14 protein-coding genes are annotated in these 19,402 nt (G+C 73.7%); 6 read left to right on the top strand and 8 right to left on the bottom strand.

The window, feature by feature from the left end; translation table 11 throughout:
• The first annotated feature begins 87 nt into the window (after nucleotides 1–87).
• On the top strand, nucleotides 88–4,128 hold the full coding sequence (locus D7193_RS23050) for a discoidin domain-containing protein (RefSeq protein WP_120781632.1): 4,041 nt from the start codon (nucleotides 88–90) through the stop codon (nucleotides 4,126–4,128).
• 49 nt (nucleotides 4,129–4,177) lie between these two features.
• On the opposite strand, the gene D7193_RS23045 is transcribed toward D7193_RS23050, so the two are convergent.
• The 4 genes from D7193_RS23045 to D7193_RS23030 form a co-directional block, all read right to left on the bottom strand.
• Complete coding sequence (locus D7193_RS23045; RefSeq protein WP_120781631.1) at nucleotides 4,178–5,017, bottom strand: hypothetical protein; 840 nt, start codon at nucleotides 5,015–5,017, stop codon at nucleotides 4,178–4,180.
• Between the two features lie 76 nt (nucleotides 5,018–5,093).
• A complete protein-coding gene (locus tag D7193_RS23040; RefSeq protein WP_120781630.1) occupies nucleotides 5,094–6,119 on the bottom strand; it encodes a sensor histidine kinase in 1,026 nt (341 codons plus the stop codon).
• Nucleotides 6,112–6,804: a response regulator transcription factor gene (locus D7193_RS23035; RefSeq protein ID WP_120781629.1), complete on the bottom strand. Its 693-nt coding sequence runs from the start codon at nucleotides 6,802–6,804 to the stop codon at nucleotides 6,112–6,114. Before D7193_RS23035 ends, D7193_RS23040 begins: the two co-directional genes overlap by 8 nt.
• A 69-nt stretch (nucleotides 6,805–6,873) precedes the next feature.
• Nucleotides 6,874–7,461 carry a DinB family protein gene (locus D7193_RS23030; protein WP_120781628.1) on the bottom strand — a complete coding sequence of 196 codons (588 nt, stop codon included), beginning with the start codon at nucleotides 7,459–7,461 and terminating at the stop codon, nucleotides 6,874–6,876.
• Nucleotides 7,462–7,604: 143 nt separating this feature from the next.
• Between D7193_RS23030 and D7193_RS23025 the strand changes: the two genes are divergently transcribed.
• On the top strand, nucleotides 7,605–10,511 hold the full coding sequence (locus tag D7193_RS23025) for an Hsp70 family protein (RefSeq protein ID WP_120781627.1): 2,907 nt from the start codon (nucleotides 7,605–7,607) through the stop codon (nucleotides 10,509–10,511).
• A gap of 74 nt (nucleotides 10,512–10,585) precedes the next feature.
• On the opposite strand, the gene D7193_RS23020 is transcribed toward D7193_RS23025, so the two are convergent.
• Genes D7193_RS23020 through D7193_RS23005 form a run of 4 tightly spaced genes read right to left on the bottom strand, consistent with a single transcriptional unit; the run spans nucleotide 10,586 to nucleotide 15,732 of the window.
• Nucleotides 10,586–12,673, bottom strand: a complete 2,088-nt coding sequence (locus tag D7193_RS23020; RefSeq protein WP_120781626.1) for an alpha-galactosidase — start codon at nucleotides 12,671–12,673, stop codon at nucleotides 10,586–10,588.
• The gene (locus D7193_RS23015; RefSeq protein WP_241563316.1) at nucleotides 12,670–13,494 is read right to left on the bottom strand and encodes a carbohydrate ABC transporter permease; all 825 of its coding nucleotides are present in this window, start codon (nucleotides 13,492–13,494) and stop codon (nucleotides 12,670–12,672) included. The genes D7193_RS23020 and D7193_RS23015 overlap by 4 nt, the downstream gene beginning before the upstream one ends.
• Nucleotides 13,491–14,426: a carbohydrate ABC transporter permease gene (locus D7193_RS23010; protein WP_241563314.1), complete on the bottom strand. Its 936-nt coding sequence runs from the start codon at nucleotides 14,424–14,426 to the stop codon at nucleotides 13,491–13,493. The genes D7193_RS23015 and D7193_RS23010 overlap by 4 nt, the downstream gene beginning before the upstream one ends.
• A gap of 10 nt (nucleotides 14,427–14,436) precedes the next feature.
• The gene (locus D7193_RS23005; RefSeq protein WP_120781625.1) at nucleotides 14,437–15,732 is read right to left on the bottom strand and encodes an ABC transporter substrate-binding protein; all 1,296 of its coding nucleotides are present in this window, start codon (nucleotides 15,730–15,732) and stop codon (nucleotides 14,437–14,439) included.
• 147 nt (nucleotides 15,733–15,879) lie between these two features.
• Here D7193_RS23005 and D7193_RS23000 point away from each other — a divergent pair, with 147 nt between their 5' ends.
• Genes D7193_RS23000 through D7193_RS22985 form a run of 4 tightly spaced genes read left to right on the top strand, consistent with a single transcriptional unit; the run spans nucleotide 15,880 to nucleotide 19,380 of the window.
• Nucleotides 15,880–16,638, top strand: a complete 759-nt coding sequence (locus D7193_RS23000) for an SDR family NAD(P)-dependent oxidoreductase (RefSeq protein WP_206611946.1) — start codon at nucleotides 15,880–15,882, stop codon at nucleotides 16,636–16,638.
• A gap of 38 nt (nucleotides 16,639–16,676) precedes the next feature.
• Nucleotides 16,677–17,381 carry a FadR/GntR family transcriptional regulator gene (locus tag D7193_RS22995; protein WP_120781623.1) on the top strand — a complete coding sequence of 235 codons (705 nt, stop codon included), beginning with the start codon at nucleotides 16,677–16,679 and terminating at the stop codon, nucleotides 17,379–17,381.
• Nucleotides 17,378–18,523: a galactonate dehydratase gene (gene dgoD / locus D7193_RS22990; protein ID WP_120781622.1), complete on the top strand. Its 1,146-nt coding sequence runs from the start codon at nucleotides 17,378–17,380 to the stop codon at nucleotides 18,521–18,523. The genes D7193_RS22995 and dgoD overlap by 4 nt, the downstream gene beginning before the upstream one ends.
• A 29-nt stretch (nucleotides 18,524–18,552) precedes the next feature.
• Nucleotides 18,553–19,380: a hypothetical protein gene (locus D7193_RS22985; protein ID WP_241563312.1), complete on the top strand. Its 828-nt coding sequence runs from the start codon at nucleotides 18,553–18,555 to the stop codon at nucleotides 19,378–19,380.
• Nucleotides 19,381–19,402 lie beyond the last annotated feature (22 nt).

The following is a 19,402-nucleotide window of genomic DNA, read 5'->3' as shown; positions in this document are numbered from 1 at the left end:
GGTGGATCACGACGGAAACGGAGCCTTGACATCGCTTGTCCCCGATCGCGAGGATCTGACAACGTTGTCAGGCCCTGGGAGGCACGCATGTCCGAGCCGTCGCTGTCACGGCGATCCTTCCTGTCCACCGGCGCCACGCTGCTCGCCTCGGTCGGCGTGACCGCGCTCCTGCCGGACGCCGCGCACGCCGAACCCACCGCCCCGGCCGGACCCGCGACCACGCCCCCGGGCACCGACCTGGCCCGACACCGGCCGGTCACCGTCTCGTCGACCGACTACGCGCCGACGCCGGGCTCGTTCACCGTCGACGGGCTGCCACAGGTCGGGGTGCGTGGCAGCGGCTGGCGCGCCGCACCCGGCGACCCACAGTGGATCTGCGTCGACCTGCAGGCCCCGTGCCGCGTCGAGGCGGTCACGCTGGTCTTCGAGGCCACGCTCGCCGACGGCCCGTTCGACGGCAACTACACCGACACCGACGGCGACGAGATCCTCTCCAGCGTCGCCGTCGCGTACCGCATCGAGGTCTCCTCCGACGGGCGGACCTGGCGGACCGCGTACGAGACCACCGAAGGCCAGGGCGGCGTCCAAGCGCTCCGCCTGCCCGAGCCGGTGACCGCCCGGTGGGTCCGGATGACCGCCACCCGGCGCTCGAACAGCAACCCGGTGGGCCTCAACGGCTTCCAGGTCTACGGCAGCGCCCTGGCGGCGCAGCCCCGCGCCACCGGCTGGACGAGCTGGGAGGGCGGCAACACCCGCCCGGTGCCCGCGCTCACGGTGGCCGCCGACGGCACCGTGCCGCTGGAGTCCGGCTGGGCGCTCACGATGGACGACCTCGCCGGCGGGGCCGACGGCGCCGCGCTCTCGGCCCCGGGCGTCGACGTGCGGGACTGGCTGCCCGCCACCGTGCCGGGCACCGTGCTCGGCAGCCTCGTCGAGCGTGGCCACCTGCCCGATCCGGTCTCCGGATTCCACAACCTGCGCATCCCCGAGGCCCTGTCCCGCCACTCCTGGTGGTACCGGAGGGCGCTGCGGCTGCCGCGCGGCTTGGACACGTCACCCGGCCGGCGGATCTGGCTCGAGTTCGACGGCGTCAACCACGAGGCCACCACCTGGGTCAACGGCGTACAGGTCGGCAGCGTCAAGCACCCGTTCGCCCGGGCCGCCTTCGACGTCACCGCCGCCCTGGCCGGCCACACCGAGCACACGGTGGCCGTCCGCGTCACCCCGATGCCGCACCCCGGCACCCCCGGTGACAAGGGCCCCGACGGGCGGACGTTCCTCCAGTCCGCCCACCACTACCTCGACGCGCCCACCTACCTCGCCGTGTCGGGGTGGGACTGGATGCCCGCCGTCCGCGACCGTGCCGCCGGTATCTGGGACCACGTGCGGCTGCGCAGCACCGGCGCCGCCGTCCTCGGCGACCCGCACGTCACGACCACCCTGCCCGACCTGCCGGACACCGGCACCGCCGAGGTCACCATCGCCGTACCCGTGCGCAACGCCGCCGACACGGCCACCACGGTGACCGTCCGCGCCGAGTTCGACCGCGTCCGAGTCGAGACGACGGTGACCGTGCCCGCCGGCGGGAACACCACCGTCACGTTCACGCCGGAGCGCTTCCGCGCGCTGCGCCTGCGCGCCCCCCGGCTCTGGTGGCCCAACGGGTACGGCGAGCCCCACCTGTACGACCTCACGCTCACCGCCACCGTCGCCCGCAGGACCAGCGACCGGCGCGGCGTCCGGTTCGGCGTCCGGCAGTTCGGCTACGAGTGGCACCAGCCGATCCAGATCTCGCCCCCCGGCACGCCGCCGCTGGAGTTCGTGGGCGGCGCCGCCACCCAGACGGTCACCTTCGCCCGCCAGCACGCCCGGCACGTACGCATCCAGACCGGCCAGCGGGCGACCGGCTGGGGCGTCTCGATGTGGTCGCTGTCGGTGGCGGACGGCGACGGCGCCGACCTGGCCCGCGGCCGGCCCGCCACCGCCTCCTCGGTGGAGAACGACACGAACGTGGCCGCCAACGCGGTCGACGGCGACCCCGGCACGCGCTGGGCCTCGGCGTACGAGGACAACCAGTCGATCGAGGTCGACCTCGGCGCGGCCGTCGACTTCGACCGGGTGACGATCGTCTGGGAGCAGGCGTACGCCCTCGACTACCGCGTCCAGGTCTCCCAGGACGGCGACACGTGGACCGACGTCACGTCGGTGAGCAACGAGACCCCGCTCGGCAACCGCGCCACCCAGGTCGAGACCTTCCCCGCGCAGACCGCCCAGCACCTGCGCATCCAGGCCGGCGCCCGGGCCACCTCCTGGGGCGTGTCGATGTGGACGCTCGCCGTGCAGCGGCAGGCCGAACCGGACGTCGACCTGGCCCTGCACGCCCACGCCACCGCGTCGTCCTCCGACGGTGACTCGAACGGCCCCGAACGTGCCGTCGACGGCAATCCGCGTACCCGCTGGGCCTCGCAGTACTCCGATGGCCAGTGGATCCAGGTCGACCTGGGACAACCGGTCACCTTCGACCAGGTCACGATCGTCTGGGAGCAGGCGTACGCCCGCGACTTCGCCATCCAGGTCTCCGACGACGGGCAGCGGTGGACCGACGTGAAGGCGGTCAGCAACGCGGTGACCCAGCTCAAGATCACCGTCAACGGGGTGCCGGTGTTCGTCCGTGGCGGCAACTGGGGCTGGGACGAGCTGCTGCGCCGGGTGCTGCCCGACCGGCTGGCCGACACGGTCGAGATGCACCGCGACATGAACTTCACGATGATCCGCAACTGGCTGGGCAGCAGCAACCGGGAGGAGCTGTACCGGGCCTGCGACGAGCAGGGCATCCTGGTCTGGAACGACTTCTGGCAGGCCGGGCAGTTCCTGCCCAACCCACCCGGGTACGTCGACATCGCCGCCGACACGATCCGGCGGTACCGCCACCACCCGAGCATCGTGGTCTGGTGCGGCGCCAACGAGGGCGACCCGCCGCCGATCGTGGACGCCGGGCTCAAGCAGGCGGTCGCCACCGAGCACCCGGAGATCCTCTACATCCCCAACTCCGCCGGCGGCATCGTGAGCGGCCACGGGCCGTACCACTGGGTGGACCCCGCCACGTACAACAACCGCGACACGTACGACACGGGCGCCTTCGGCTTCCACACCGAGATCGGCATGCCGGTGATCCCGGTCGTCGAGAGCATGCGCAACCTCGTGGGCGACGAGCCGGAGTGGCCGCCGGGCGCGGTGTGGAACCACCACGACTGGTCGACCCTCGGCAACCAGCACGTCGACACCTACCAGGCCGCGATCGACGCGCGGCTCGGCGAGTCACGCTCCCTCGACGAGTTCGCCACCCGCGCGCAGTTCGTCAACTACGAGAACCACCGCGCGATGTTCGAGGCATGGAACGCGAACCTGTGGAAGGACGCCACCGGCCTGCTGCTGTGGATGTCGCATCCGGCGTGGCACAGCACCGTCTGGCAGACGTACGACTACGACCTGGACGTCAACGGCGCCTACTTCGGCGCCCGCAAGGGCTGCGAGCCGCTGCACGTCCAGGCCGACCCCGGCACCTGGCGGGTCCGGGCGGTCAACCACACCACGGCAGCGCTCGCCGGCGCCACCGTCACCGCACGCCGGTACGACCTGCGCGGCCGGGCGCTCGGCGCGCCGCAGAGCCAGCGGGTGGACGTCGCGCCCTCGTCCACGGCGGCCGCGTTCACGCTGGACGCCCCGGACGGCGCCGGGCTGCACCTCGTCCGCCTGGAACTGCGCGACGACCGTGGCCGGCTGCTGTCGGAGAACACCTACTGGCGGTACGGGCAGGCCGAGCAGATGCGGCCGCTCAACGACCTGCCGCCCGCCACGCTGTCGACGACCACCACCGGCGTCCGCACCGCGGGCGGCCGGTCGACGGTCACCGCGACGGTACGCAACCGCGGTGACGCGGTCGCCGTGCTCGTCCGGCTGGCCGCGCGCGACGCGCACGGCAACCGCGTCCTGCCCGCGAGGTACGGCGACAACTACCTGTGGCTGCTGCCGGGGGAGAGCCGAGAGGTGCCGGTGTCCTGGCCGGCGCGGCTCGACGTCCAGGGCCACGTACGGGTGTCCGCCACCGCGTACAACTCGGACGAGTAGGCGGTGCGCGTGGATCCCGGCGCGACCCGCGCCGGGATCCACGCGTCGCTCACCCGTCGGCCTCCACCGTGGCGGGCCGTGACACGGACGCCAGCGCCGACCAGCCCAGCACCACGGCCAGCAGGCCGGTCGCGGCCAGGGCGACCGCCGTGGCGGGGCCCCCCACCGCGCGGTCCTGCACGACGTCGACCGCCGCCGCGTGCGTGACCATCGGCACGGCGGCGACCAGGAGGCGGCTGTGGCTCACGAAGGCCGCGAGGAAGAACGTGCTCGCGTGGTACGCGACCCCGAGGGCCGCGGTGAGCGCGATCCGGCGGACCAGCACGCCGACGCCCACCCCGACCACGGCCCAGAGCGGGAAGCCGGCCAGCCCGACCAGCACGGCACGCCGGACACCGGCGTGCACCTCCGCCGGCGGCAGCGCGTACGGATAGCGCTCGGGGTGGGCCAGGACCGCGGCCTCCAGCGGCGCCGTGTCGATCGGCTCACCGGCCATGAGCACGGCGGTGACCGTCACGGCGGTCGCCGCGAGAGCGACCGAGACGAGCACCGCGGCGAGCATCCGCGCGACCAGGACCGTCCGCGGGGACGCGACCGTCCGGCCGCGGTCGCCACGCCGCCGGAACGCCTCGACGGCCAGGCCGGCGCCCACCACCAGCGCGAGGAGCTGACCGAGCGCGTGCCCGGACGTCCAGCGCTGCCCGGCGAGCACGCCCATCTGTTCCAGCACCTGGTCGTCGCCCTGCGCGTCGTAGTTGCCGAACACGTCGGCGGCCACCTCGTTCCACCGGAACGCGGCCACCGTCCACACGGCCAGCAGCGGCAGCGTCAGCCACCAGCGCCAGGCGCCGAGCGCCCGACGCACCTCGACCGCCACCGTCCCCGTCACGCCGACTCCCCACCGACCGGTCCACCGCTCACCCTGTCAGGAACCGCGCCGCCGGCCAACCCCCGGCGAGGACGGCTCAGGCGTTCGCGGCCGGCAGACGGACGAGGAACCGGCAGCCGCCGCCGACGTTCTGCACCTCCACCCGCCCGCCGTGCGCCTCGACCAGCCCCCGCACGATGGCCAGGCCCAGCCCGCCGGAACCGTGCCCGCTGCCGCCGGAGCGGGGCGTACGCGCCGGCTCGCCCCGGAACGCCACGTCGAACAGTCGCGGCAGGTCCCGCTCCGGGATGCCGCCGCAGGTGTCCGCCACGGCCAGCCACGCGTCGTCGCGGTCGCGGCCGCCGTCGACCTGCACCGTGCCGTCGTCGGGGGTGTAGCGCACCGCGTTGAGCAGCAGGTTGCCGACCACCCGGGCCAACTCGGGCTCGCTGGCCAGCACCGTGGGCCAGCCCGACTCGGCGGCCACGAGGCGGATCCGCCGCGCGGCGGCCAGCGGGGCGGCGCCGGCCAGGGCGTCGGACACCACCTCGCCGAGCGGCACCGCGGCGAGCGACAGCCGTAGCGCGCCCGCGTTGATCCGGGACAGCTCGAACAGGTCGTCCACCAGCCGGGTCATCTGGTCGGTCTGGATCCGGATCCGCTGGTGGTACTCGGCGATCGTCGCCGGGTCGTCCACCACCCGGTCCTCCAGCGCCTCCGCCATCGCCCGCAGTCCCGCGAGCGGCGTACGCAGGTCGTGGGAGACCCAGGCGACCAGGTCACGGCGGCCCTTCTCGATCCGGCGTTCCCGCTCGCGCGCCTGGTCGGCCCAGACGGCGGCGACCGCGAGGCGGCGGCCGAAGTACCAACCGACGGCGAGGCTGACGGCCGCCGCCGCTGCCACGGTGAGCAGCACCACCTGGAGGTCGTGCCGGGACAGGAACATCGCCCGGGCGACCACCACCACGCCGGCCACCACGGCCGCCACGGTGACCGCGAGCAGCACACAGACGTGCACGGTGATCGACCGGTGCCGCAGCAGCCGCAGCGCGACCGCGCCGGCCAGCCCGACGCAGACCGCCGCCGCGAGCGCCAGGGCGGCGATCAGCGCCAGGTCACGCATCGGCGGGCTGGTAGCGGTAGCCGACGCCCCAGACGGTCACGATGCGTCGCGGAGCGGCCGGGTCCGCCTCGATCTTCTCCCGCAACCGCCGGACGTGCACGGTCACCGTGGACTCGTCGCCGAAGCTCCAGCCCCACACCCGCTCCAGCAACTCGGCGCGACGGAACGCGCGCGCGGGATGGCGCATGAGATGGGCCAGCAGGTCGAACTCGCGCAGCGTCAGGGTCAGCTCCCGCCCATGCAGCCGGGCCACCCGGGGGCCCGTCGCCACCTCGAGGCCGGCGTCGACGAACACCTCCGCGGCCGGCGCCGGCGGCTCGCCGGCACGGCGCAGGACCGACGCGACCCGCAGCACCAGCTCACGCGGTGAGAACGGCTTGCCCAGGTAGTCGTCCGCGCCCAGTTGCAGGCCGAGCACCCGGTCCGCCTCGTCGCCGCGGGCGGTGAGCATGATGATGGGTACGCCGTCCGGCCGTTCCCGCAGCCGCCGGCACACCTGTAGCCCGTCCAGGCCGGGCAGCATGAGATCCAGCACCACCAGGTGCGGTGTTTGCTCCCGCACCGCGTCGAGGGCCGCGAGGCCGTCGCCGACGTGGTCGACCTCGTAGCCGGCGTGCTCCAGGTAGCGGCAGACCACGTCGCTGACCGTCCGGTCGTCGTCCACGACCAGCACCCGCTGCGCCACACGTACCTCCCGCGAGCCAGCCTAACCAGGCCGTCCGCCGGCCGACCGGATCGAGATGTTGCGAGATCCTTACGGCCCGGTCACCGGTGCGGTTTTGCTGGCGTCAAGGGCGGCCTGCTCCACTCGCTGGCGGTAGTCCAGCCACCACGGCTCGTCGGCGGCGGGCAGGTTGTCGTGCCTGGGCAGCAGCCCGGCCGCGCCGTCGATGAGTTCCCGCACGATGTCGGCGTGGCCGGCGTGCCGTTGTGTTTCCGCGATGACGTGGACCAAAACGTGGTGCAACGTGACCGTTGCGTCGCCCCACCATGGCACACGGCCGACCTCGTCCAGTGCAAGGGCTTCGATGGTGGTGTCGGCGTGGGCGATCGCGCGACGGTACAGTGCGAGGATCTCGTCGCGGGTCTCGTCCGCGGTCGCCCACATGTCGGCATTGGCCTCCGCCCCGTCGCCGACGTACGGCAGATCCTGCTCGAACGGCCGGCCGAACACGACGCCGAAGTAGAGCGCCTCGCAGACCGCCGAGTGTTTCACCAGACCGAGCAGGTTGGTGGCGGTCCGGGTCAGCGGGCGGCGAATGTCGTACTCGCCGAGCCCGTCGAGCTTCCACAGCAGCGCGTCGCGGCCGCCCTTCAGGTAGCTGTACAGGTCTGCCTTCATGGCGGGACTATGGCATCCGGTCGGGTTTCACGCTGCCCCGGACGACGCACAGAGCTCACGATCGGCAGGACACGCCCCAGGCAGGGCGACGGTGGCTGCGTACGATGCGGGGTCGGGCATCGTCGCGGCGGAGGTATCGGTAGATGGCAGGCCAGCACGAGGGCTTCGCCCTCGGCGTCGACCTCGGTACGTCCAACACGGTCGCCGTGTTGCGCTGGCCGGACGGGCGCACCCGACCGTTGCTCGTGGACGGTCAGCCGATCATGCCCTCCGGCGTGTACGTGGACGCCGACGGCGGTCTGCACGCCGGCCTCGACGCCCGGCGGCTCGCGCACGCCGATCCCGCCCGGTACGAGCCGAACCCGAAGCGCCGCGTCGACGAACCGGTCGTACGCCTCGGCGGCCGTGACCTCCTTCCCGCGGACCTGCTCGGCGCGGTGCTGCACGCGGTGGGGCGCGCCGCGGTCGAGTCCGTCGGCTTCCTGCCCCCGGCGGTGCTCACCTGCCCGGCGGCCTGGGACGACGCCCGGCGGCACGTGCTCGGTGACGCGTTGATGCGGGCCGGCTGGCCGCAGGCGGCCGAGCACACCCTGTCCGGCCCGACGCCGCCCGGCACCCGGCTGCTGCGCGAGCCGGTGGCCGCCGCCCGCTACTACACCGAGGTGCTGCGCCGCCCGGTGCCCGTCGGCGGGGCGATCGCGGTCTTCGACTTCGGCGGCGGCACTCTCGACGTGGCGGTGGTGCGCAACGAGGGCGCCGACCCGTGGGGCGACTCCGGCTTCGCCGTGATCTCCTGCGGTGGCCTGCCCGACCTCGGCGGTCTGGACGTCGACGCCGCCCTCGTCGGGCGGGTCGGCGAGCTGGTCGCCGGCCCGCACGCGCGGCGGTGGGCGCGGCTCACCGCGCCGGACGACACCATCGCCCGCCGCGAGAGCGTCCAGCTCTGGGAGGCCGTACGCGGTGCCAAGGAGCTGCTGTCGCGGGGCACGGTGGCGCCGGTCGCGGTGCCCGGGGTGGCCGATCCGGTGTCGTTGACCCGCGACGACGTGGAGCGGGCGGCCCGGCCCCTGCTGGAGCGGGCGGTCGCCGCCGCGCGCGAGGTGATCGGGGAGGCGGGCCTCACCCCGGACCAGCTCGGCGGGCTGTTCCTGGTCGGTGGTTCGTCGCGCATCCCGCTCGTGGCGCGGATGCTCCACGCCGACCTGGGTGTCGCGCCGACCGTCCTGGAGCAACCCGAGCTGCCGGTGGCCGAGGGCGCCCTCACCGACCTGCCGCTGCGGCGTGGCACGTCCCCGCCCCGGTACGCCGGCCCGCCCGCGCCCGCCGCCGCGGCCCCTGTTCCGCCGGCCGCGGCAGTGGCCGCCACGCGACCCGAGGATCCCGCCGCCGGCGCGCCGACGGCTGCGGCGCCCACGGTCCCCGACCAGCGTCCGAGTGTGACGGTGCCGGACGTGGACCAGCGCGTGACCGTGCCGGACGCGGGCGCGGGGGCGACCGTGCCGAACCCCGGCAGCCCGGTGCCCGCCCAGACCCTGGTGGCCACGCCGCCGGCCGGCGTCGCGCCCACCCTGCCGGACGCGCCCGGCTCCCCGGCCGCGCCACCGTTCGGCGGTTCGGTGTCCGCGCCGCCGTTCGGCCCCGGGGCGCGGCCACCCTCGGGCGGCCCGGCCGCGCCGCCCGGTACGGCACGGGGTGGCTGGCGGCGGGCGCGGTGGGTCGTCCTCGGTGCCGTGGTGGCCCTGGCCGGGGTGACCACGGCCGCGGTGCTCTACCTGACCCGGGACCGCTACCCGGGGCTGGACTTCCATCCTCTCGAAATGGTGGCGCAGCCGAAGGCCGGCGACGAGCGGCCGCCGGGCATGTGGACCACCGTGCTGGGGGACCGGGCCTACCTCGCGTACCGGCGGGCGGACCGCCAGCTGGAGGTGGTCGCGATCGACACCGGCAGCGGCGACGAGCTGTGGCGGAGCCAGACCGGGACGGCCGCCGACGCCTGGGAGCGCCTGCTCGCCGTACCGGGCGCGGTCGTGGCGTACGCCGACGCGCCCGGCACGAGCACCCCGCGCGAGATGGTGGTCCTCGACGCCGCCTCGGGGCAGCCGCGTTGGACCCGGTCGATCCGCGGCGACGACGACGTCTTCTTCACCGACCGGACGGCGGTGCTCGTCGACCGGACAGCGAACCAGCTCGTCGGCCTGGCCATGGGCGACGGGAAACCGCAGTGGGCGCGGGACAACCCCGTCTCCGAGTACCGCAATGCGCGGACCGTCGTGCTGCCCGTCGACACCGGCGAGGCGGCCGGTGGACCGGCGTACCTCGACGGCGGGCCGCGCGATCCGTGGCACGACGGCGGGCGCCGTCTCGTGCAGGTGGGGGCGGACCGGTCGGTGCGGGTGCTCGACATGGACAGCGGCTCGGTCGTGGCGGGCCGGGGCAACGTCGCCGACCTCGACGACCTGCTCGTCGCGCACGGTGACCGGCTCTACGTGGCCGCCGACGAGGGCGGTTACCAGCTGCTCGGCTACGACCTGGAGTCGCTGTCGGCGGAACCGGTCGTGCTCTACCGCGCCCCGGACGACCGGCGCCGGCCCAAGGCGCTGGTGGCCTGCGGCGAGCATCGGGCCTGCCTGCTGGAGGTGCCGGACGGCGAGGTGGCCCGCGCCGAGGTGGTGGCGGCAACCGAGGGGAAGAGCCCGGTGCACTGGGCGGCGCCGGGTGCCACCGCGCTGCTGCCCCTCGGCGAGCGCCTGCTGGTCCGCACCGGCGACTCGTCGCCGACGAGCACGCTGTTCGACGCCGCCGGCAAGCCACTGCTGCGGGACCGTCCCGGTGTGGGTGTCCGGCTCGACGCCGGCAACCTGCTGGTGTTCGCGAAGACCCCGAGCACGATCGAGGACGACCGCGGCCTCAGCGGGGTGCGGGCGGCCACCGGCGAGGTCGCGGAACTCGGCCAGCTCACCGGCGTACGCAGCGCCACCTGCTCCTGGAACACCCGGGTCATCGCCTGCGGTGCCGAGAAGGACTTCGTGGTCTACCGCTTCGCCCGCTGATCATGAAGTTGTTGCCCCGACACGCCGGTGTGCGGGGCAACAACTTCATGATCGACGCGGTGGGTGGGTGGGGCTCACTCCCGGTCCAGGACGATCAGGTCGGCGTCGTGGGTCGGGGTCCACCGCACCGGCAGCCCGACGGCCGTCAGGTGGCTGCCGGAGTAGCGCTGGTCGCCGTGCCGGTACGCCGCCTCCGGGGTGAGACCGCGCAGCGGCAGCCGTACGGGGCGCGACGGCAGCAGACCGGCGCCGTCCGACCGGCCGGTGTGCCAGGCCAGGACGACCACCCGCCGCCCGTCGGGGGAGGTGTACTGCACCGCGCAGCGCGCCTGGTCCGGCCCGCCGATCAGGTGCACCTCGCCCTGCGTGACGACCTCCCGGATCTCCTTGTAGCGGGCGATCCAGCCGGCCGCCTCGGCGCGCTCGGCCGGCGTCCATTGCCGGATGTCCGCGCCGACGCCCAGCACGCCGGCCATCGCCAGCACGAACCGGAACGCCAGCGAGCGCGGGCGCGGGTCGAAGATGCCGGGCGCGTCGGTCACCCAGGAGCTGAGCAGGTGCGGGGCGTTGGCGTGCAGGAAGCCGTACTGGATGGCGAGCCGGTCCAGCGGGCCCGTGTTGTCGCTGGGCCAGAAGATGTCCGCCCGCGCGGCCATCGCCAGGTCGGTCCGGGCCCCACCACCCGCGCAGGACTCGACGAGCACGCCCGGGTGGTCCCGGCGCAGCCGCTCGTAGATCCGGTGCAGGTTGGTCACGTGCGCGCCGTCGAGGTCGAGCGGCCCGTCCGCGCCGGCCCGGCCCGGTTCGGTCCGTGGCCGGTTGAAGTCCCACTTGAGGTACGAGATGTCGTACCGGCGCAGCAGGCCGTCCAGCGTGGAGTGGACGAACTCGGCCACCTCCGGCCGGCCCACGTCGAGCAGGTACTGGTTGCGGATCGGGGTGAGCGGCCGGCCGTCGAGGCGGTACACCCAGTCGGGGTGCTCGGCGTAGAGCCGCGAGCGGGGATTCACACACTCCGGCTCCACCCAGAGCCCGAACCGCAGGCCCAGCGCGCGCACGTCGGCGATGAACGCCTCGAAGCCGTCCGGGAAGGCGGCCGGGTCGGGCGTCCAGTCGCCGAGGCCGGCCGTGTCGTCGTCGCGGCCCACGAACCAGCCGTCGTCCACGACGAACGTCTCCACACCGACCTCGGCGGCGATCCGGGCCAGGTCGAGCTGGCTCTTCGCGTCGACGGCGAAGTACGTGGCCTCCCACGAGTTGTAGAGCACCGGCCGCGGGGCGAGCCGGTCGCCGGCCAGGTGCCGCTGGTAGCGGTGCCAGACCCGGGCCAGCCCGGTCAACCCCTCGACGCTGTACGCCCCGACCACCTCGGGCAACGTCAGCTCGCCGCCGGCCGGCAGCTCCAGCGGCCCGTCCGGCAGCCGGCGCCCGGCCCGGATCCGGGTCAGCCCGCCGGTGTCCCGTTCCGCGCTGATCTCCCACGAGCCGGTCCAGGCGACCGCCACGGCCCAGGCCGCCCCGTCCGGTTCGGCCCGGTCCCGTACGGCCAGCCACGGCACGTGCAGGTGCCCGGGTACGCCCTGACTGCTGCCGATCGTGAACGCCCCGTGGTCGAGGTCGACGTGCGCGAGCTGGAACTCCTGGGCCCACTGGCCCCACTGGTGACTGACCAGCGCGCCGTGCGGCGTCGGCACGCAGAACCCGGCCGACCCGGCGCGAGCCAGCACCAGCGGCTCGGCGCCGGTGTTGGTCAGCTCCACCCAGCGGCGTACGACGTCGGTGCCGGCGGGCACCGCGTAGCGCAGCACCGCGCGCAGCCCGGTGACCGGGTCGGCGAACGTGACGGCGAGCGTCCCGCCCGCCGGGTCGTGCGCGGCCTCGACGAAGCCGAAGCCCACCCGCCGGTGCCCGGTGGCCGTCTCGACCACCAGGTCGGCTCCGGTGAACGGCCGGTCGGCGTCGGTGGCGAACTCGACGGGCGCGGCGTCGCCGGCCGTGAGGAACGGCACCGGGCCGTCGTACGCCACGGGGGAGGGGCCGTCGCCGACCCCGTGCGGTCCCCACGCCGCCAGTTCCAGCCAACGCCCGTGCGCCGGCACCGTCACCGTGTACTCGGTGTGCGCGCCGCGCAGCGTCCAGCGCCGCGGCTCGGTGTCGCTCACTTGACCGCCCCGATCGCCAGTCCGGAGATGAAGTGCCGCTGGAAGCGCAGGAAGACCGCCACGGTCGGGACGGCGGCGATCACCGTGCCGGCGGCGATCACGCTCCACGAGGAGACGAACTGGCCCTGCAACGCGAGCAGTGCCGGGGTGACCGGCATCCGGTCGTCGGTGCGCAGCACGGTGATCGCCCACAGCAGGTCGTTGAAGATCCAGGTGAACGAGAGCGCTCCGAGTGCGGCCAGCGCCGGCCGCGTGAGCGGCAGCATCACCCGGGCGAAGATCTGCGCGGGACCGGCCCCGTCGATGGTGGCCGCCTCCTGGATCTCGCCGGGCAGGTCGCGCATGAACCCGTGCAGCACGAAGGTGTAGAACCCGAGCCCGAAGCCGACCTGCACGGCGATCAGCGCCAGCAGCGTGTCGTACAGGCCGGTCAGCTCGCTGAACTTCTGCACCGGGATGAGCAGGATCTGCGGCGGCAGCAGGTTGCCGGCGAGCATCAGCAGCAGGATGGTCCGCCGGCCGGGAATCCGGTAGCGGCTCAACGCGAACGCGGCGATCGCGGCGAGTCCCAGGCTCAGCAGCACCGACGGGACGGTGACCAGCAGGCTGTTGACCAGCGCCTGCAATTCGCCGCCGTCGGTCCACGCCTGCCGGTACGTGTCGAGCGTGAACGAGTGCGGCAGGCTGCCCACGCCGTTGGCCGCGATGTCGTCGAAGCTGCGGACGGACATCAGGATCACCCAGAGCACCGGGCCGAGCCAGAGCAGGGAGAGCAGGACCATTCCGGTGTGGAAGGTCCCGGTGCGGAGCTTGCGGATCACGCTTCCTCCCGGAACGCGCGGACGAGGTAGCCGAGGATGACGGCGAGGGCGAGCACGAAGATCACCACGGCGATCGCCGAGGCGTACCCCAGGCGCAGGCTCTGGAAGGCGGCCGAGTACATGTACGTGCTGAGCAGCTCGGACGAGTGGTACGGCCCGCCCCGGGTCAGCGACCACACGATGTCGAACGAGCGCAGCGAGTCGATCACGATGACCGACAGCACGACCGCGTTGACGCCCTTGAGCTGGGGGATGACCACGTACCACAGCCGCTGCCAGGCGTTCGCCCCGTCCATCCGGGCGGCCTCGTGCAGCGCCGGGTCGATCGCCTTGAGCCCGGCCAGGAAGAGCACCATCACGTAGCCGATCTGCCGCCACAGCGCCGGCAGGATCACCGCGTACAACGCGGTCTGCGGATCGGCGAGCCAGGGGCGGATCAGCTGCTCCAGACCGACCGCGCGCAGGATCGTGTCGGCCAGCCCGTCGGGCTGGTAGAACACCCGCCAGACCAGCGCGGTCACCACGAGGGAGAAGACCACCGGGGTGAACAGCGCGGCCCGGTAGAAGCCGACGCCACGCCGGTCCCGTTGCAGTAGCAGCGCCATCCCGAAGCCGCCCACGACGGAGAGCCCGCCGAAGAGGACCAGCCAGATGACCGTGTTGACCAGGGCGCCGCGGAAGGTGGCGTCACCGGCCAACTCGACGTAGTTGTCGACGCCGATGAACTCCGGTGGCGTCTGGCCGTCCCAGCGGGTCAGCGAGAACCAGAAGCCCTGCAGCGCGGGCCAGAACACCCAGATGCTCTCGATGGCGAACGGTACGAGCACGAACGCCGCGAGCAGCGGCGACAGTCGAGCCGACCGTCGCCGCCGTCGCGGTGTGCCGGCCACCGTGGACTTCGCCGTCCGGGGTGTCTCGGCAATGGTGGACACGTCTGTCACGTCAGCCCTTGAAGACCTTCTCGGCGGAGGCCTGCCACTCGCGCAGGATCGCGTCGATCTGGTCGGGCTTGTCGATGAACTTGGTGAGCGCGGTGTCCGCGGTGGGCTGGAGCGCGTCGGTGGAGTCGCGGTTGAAGAACTGGGTCAGCTCCGCCGCGCTGTCCAGCATGGCCTTGCCCTTGGCCACCAGCGGCGAGTCGGCCGCCTTGGCCTTCGGGTGCACCGGCAGCACGATGCCGGAGCTGGACTTCACGTACTCCTCCTGCGCCTCGACCGAGGCGAAGTAGCGCAGCAGATCCTTGGTGCCGGTGGCGTTGCGGGTCTTGGCGCTGGCGAAGAAGCCGTCGGTGGGGGCCTCCTCGGCCACCGGGACGGCCGGGTCGATGATCGGGAACCGGAAGAAGTCCAGGTCGCCGAGGGCGTCCTTCGGCGCCGCGTCGGCGAAGAAGGTGCCGATCAGGAACATGCCCGTCTTGCCGGCGAGCAGCGCGGTGGTGGCCTCCTGGAACGGGTAGGCCTTGCCCTTCGGGTCGAAGTACGGCAGCACCTCACGCCAGCGGGTGAAGACGGCCTTGACCTTCGGGTCGTCGAAGCGCTGCTTGCCGGCGAGCAGCTCGCGGTGGAACGGGGCGCCGTTGACGCGGATGTTGAGGTAGTCGAACCAGGCGGAGGCGACCCAGGGGGTGTCGCCGAGGCCGATGCCGATCGGCGGGACGCCCTTGCCCTTGAGGGTCTCGCAGAGCGCCAGGAACTCGGTCCAGGTCTTGGGCTCCTGCACGCCCCACTTGGCGAAGTTGCTCTTGCGGTAGAAGAAGCCCCACCAGTAGTTGGTCATGGGCACGAAGACCTGCTTGCCGCTGGCGTCGGTGGAGAGGGTCTTCACCGACTGCGGGTACTCGGTGAGCCCCTGCCAGACGTCCGAGACGTCGAGCAGCAGGCCCTTGCTGGCGTAGTCGTTGGCCACCGAGCCCGCGTACCAGGTGTAGAGGTCCGGCGGGTTGGCCGACGTCAGATAGGTGGGCAGCTGGGTACGGAAGGTCTCCGAGGCGATCGTGTTGACCGACGCGGTGCCCTTGCCCTGCTTGTTGAAGCTCTCGACGAGCTTCTCGATCGCCGTCTTGGCCTGCGGCGAGGACAGGTTGGACTGGATGGTGACGGCGCCGGAGGCGTCGCCCGTGGACGGCCCGCTCGCGGAGCTGGCGCAGGCGCTCAGCAACGAACCGGCGCCGATCGCGCCCAGGCCGGCGAGCCCGAGGTGGCCGAGGAATCGGCGGCGACCGGGATCGAAGTCGGTCACGAAGGGTCCCTTCCTCATCGACACGCTGCGTCACGTCGCTCGGTGTCGGTCTCGTTAACGGTGTGACCAGAAGGTTGCATCCGGGCCGCTCGGGCTGTCAAGATGTATTCGTAATTAATGGTTAAACGGCTTGCGCTGGGGTGGTCGATGGGTCCGGGAACGCGCCGGTTGGACGGTAGAACAGCAGTGGTCACCGGCGCGCACGGGGGGATCGGTGCGGCCACGGCACGCCGCCTCGCGGCCGAGGGCGCCCGCGTCGCCCTGCTCGACGTCCGCGACTGCGCCCCTCTCGCCGAGGAACTGACCGCCGCGGGCGCGCAGGCACTCTCCGTGAAGACCGACGTCTCCGAGGAGGCCGACTGGGCCACCGCGATCGAGACGGTGCGGGCCGGGCTCGGCCCCGTCGACATCCTGGTGAGCAACGCGTACGCGGTGGAGGTGGCACCCGCGCACCGCACCAGCCGCGCCTCCTGGGACCACCAGCTCGGCGTCAGCCTCACCGGCGCCTTCCTCGGCGTCCGGGCCTGCCTGGACGACCTGGTCGAGCGCGCCGGCGCCGTGGTGCTGGTCTCCTCGGTGCACGCGCTGGTCGGGCTGCCCGGCCGGCCGGCGTACGCCGCCGCCAAGGGTGCGCTGGTCGCGCTCGGCCGGCAGCTGGCCGTCGAGTACGGGCCACGCGTGCGGGTCAACAGCGTGCTGCCCGGCCCGATCCTCACCGGGGCCTGGGACGGCATCGGGGAGGAGGACCGCCGCCGCAGCGTCGCGGAGACGGTCGCCAAGCGGTTCGGCACACCGGACGAGGTGGCGGCCGCCGTGGCCTTCCTCGCCTCGCCCGACGCCGCGTACGTCACCGGCACGAGCCTGGTGGTGGACGGCGGCTGGACCGCGGTGAAAGCCTCGGCCTGAGAGATCGAGACCGACGAGCGAAGAAGGCGCGAAGAGCATTGGCACAGTACGCAGGCCGTGGCGTCCACGGGCAGACCGTCGAGGCGATCGCCCGGCGGATCCTCACCGGAGAGATCGCCGAGGGCGACACCCTCAACATCGCCGCCCTCCAGGAGGAACTGGACGTCAGCCTCACCGCGCTGCGTGAGGCGCTCAAGGTCCTCTCGGCCAAGGGCATCGTGGACGCCCGGCAGAAGCGCGGCACCTTCGTCCGCCCCCGCGACGACTGGAACCTGCTCGACGGCGACGTGATCCGCTGGCAGTTCGCCGACGGGGCCGATCCGCTCCTGCTCGACAAGTTGCAGGAGGTCCGCGCCATCATCGAGCCGGCCGCCGCGCGGCTGGCCGCGGCCCGTGCCACGGCGGAGGACCTGACCGCCCTCGACATCGCGCTGTCCGGCATGGCCGACGCGCACGGCGACCCGGCGGCCGCCGTCGAGGCCGACCTCGCGTTCCACCGCGCGCTGCTCGCCGCCACCCACAACGAGCTGTTGGTCCGGATGGAAGTGGTGATGAAGACCGGGCTGGCCGAGCGCGATCGGCTGGTGCACGGCCGCGACGCCGACGACGACCCGGTGCCCAGCCACCGCGCCGTGGTCGACGCGATCCGCGCGGGCGACGAGGGCGCGGCCGAGGCGGCGATGCGCGAGCTGCTCGCCAAGGCAATCCGGGACGTGGAGAAGGTCCGGAAGGTCAACCGGTGAAGATCGAGCGTATCGAGACCTTCCTCGTCCCGCCGCGGTGGCTGTTCTGCCGGGTGGAGACCGACGCCGGCCTGGTCGGGTGGGGCGAGCCGGTGGTGGAGGGGCGCGCCGAGGTGGTGCGGGCCGCGGTCGAGGTGCTCGCCGAGTACCTCGTGGGCGAGGACCCGCTCCGCGTCGAGCAGCACTGGCAGGTGCTCACCAAGGGCGGCTTCTACCGCGGCGGGCCCGTGCTGTCCAGCGCGGTGGCCGGCCTCGACCAGGCGCTCTGGGACATCACCGGGCAGGCGTACGGGGTTCCCGTGCACGCGCTGCTCGGCGGCCCGGTACGCGACCGGGTGCGGGTCTACTCCTGGATCGGCGGTGACGAGCCCGGCGAGATCGCCGACGCGGCGGCGGCGCAGGTCGCCGCCGGCTTCACCGGGTTGAAGATGAACGCCTGCGGCCAGCTCTCGCCGATCCCCACCTCGGCCGAGGTCGACGAGGTGCTCGCCCGGGTCGCCGCCGCCCGGGCGGTGCTCGGCGACGAGCGGGACATCGCGCTGGACTTCCACGGTCGCGCCGGGCTGGCCGCGGTGCGCCGCATCCTGCCCGAGCTGGCCCCGCTGCGGCCGTTCTTCGTCGAGGAGCCGCTGCTGCCGGACCAGGCTCACCACCTGCGCGACGTGGTCGCCTGTTCGCCCGTGCCGGTCGCCACCGGGGAGCGGCTCTACAGCCGTACGGAGTTCCTGGCGCCGCTGCAGGCCGGGGTCTCCGTGGTGCAGCCCGACCTCTCGCACGCCGGGGGGATCTCGGAGGTGCGCCGCATCGCCGCGCTCGCCGAGACGTACGGCGCCCTGCTCGCCCCGCACTGCCCGCTCGGCCCGATCGCGCTGGCGGCCAGCCTCCAGGTGGCCTTCGCGACACCGAACTTCCTGATCCAGGAGCAGAGCGTCGGCATCCACTACCACCAGGGCTCCGAGCTGCTGGACTACGTGCTCGACCCGGAGCCGTTCCGGTTCGTGGACGGGCACGTCCAGCGCTTCGAGGGCCCCGGTCTCGGCATCACCGTCGACGAGGCGGCGGTCCGCCGGGCCGCCCAGAGCCCGCACGGCTGGCGCAATCCCGTCTGGCGGCACCCCGACGGCTCGTTCGCCGAATGGTGAGCGCGGACGCGCCGCCACCCCATCGGCCGGTGCCGCTGCGGGTCGACGTCGACCTCGTCCTCGGCGGGCGCTGGACGAGCCTGCGCGGCGGCGGCCGGGAGTGGCTGTGGCGGGGCCCCGAGCCGGGCCGCGCGTCGGTCGGCCCGGGTGCGGCGTTCGTGGACGCCGGCGGGCTGGAGGAGTGCCTGCCCACCGTGCGGGGCCGTCCCGACCACGGTGACGTCTGGTCCCGCCCGTGGCGGGCCGCCGGCGCCGGGGCGGCCGTCGTCGAGTGCCCGGAGTTCACGCTCACCCGGTCGCTCGCCGACCGCTCCGGCGTCCTCGTGGCCGACTACCGGCTCGCGGCCGATCCCGGGTACCGCTTCCTGTGGGCCGCGCACGCCCTGCTCGACCTGTCCCCGGCGGCCCGGCTGGAGGTCCCCACCGGCACCGCGACCCGGCTGCACCCGGAGGCCGCCGCGCTGCTGCCGCCCGGGGCCTGGCCGGCCGGGCGGCCGTGGCTGACCGGCGACTGGCCGGCGCCCGCCGGCCTGGCCCTGGACGCGCTCGGCCCCGACGACGGCAGCGCGGTGGGCGCGGTGCTGGTGGAATGCCCGCGGGCCCGCGTCGTCGACGGCGCCGACCTGCTGGAGTTCGCGCTGGAGTGCGACGGCCAGCCGCGCGGCGTCGGGCTCTGGCGTAACCTGCGCGGCTGGCCGGAGACCGGTCCGTACCGCAGCATCGGCGTGGAGCCGATGCTCGGCGCCGCCTTCGACCTGGCCGACGCGGGGCCGGGCGACGCGGCGGTCGTCCCGCCCGCCGGGGAGGTCACCTGGCGGCTGACCGTCTCCGCCCACCGCCGCGACGCAACCCGATGAACGCCCACATCCGCCGACGCGA

This window comes from Micromonospora costi (assembly GCF_003626655.1).
GTDB classification, from domain to species: Bacteria; Actinomycetota; Actinomycetes; order Mycobacteriales; family Micromonosporaceae; genus Micromonospora; species Micromonospora costi.
This window is presented reverse-complemented; position numbering and strand designations above follow the sequence as displayed.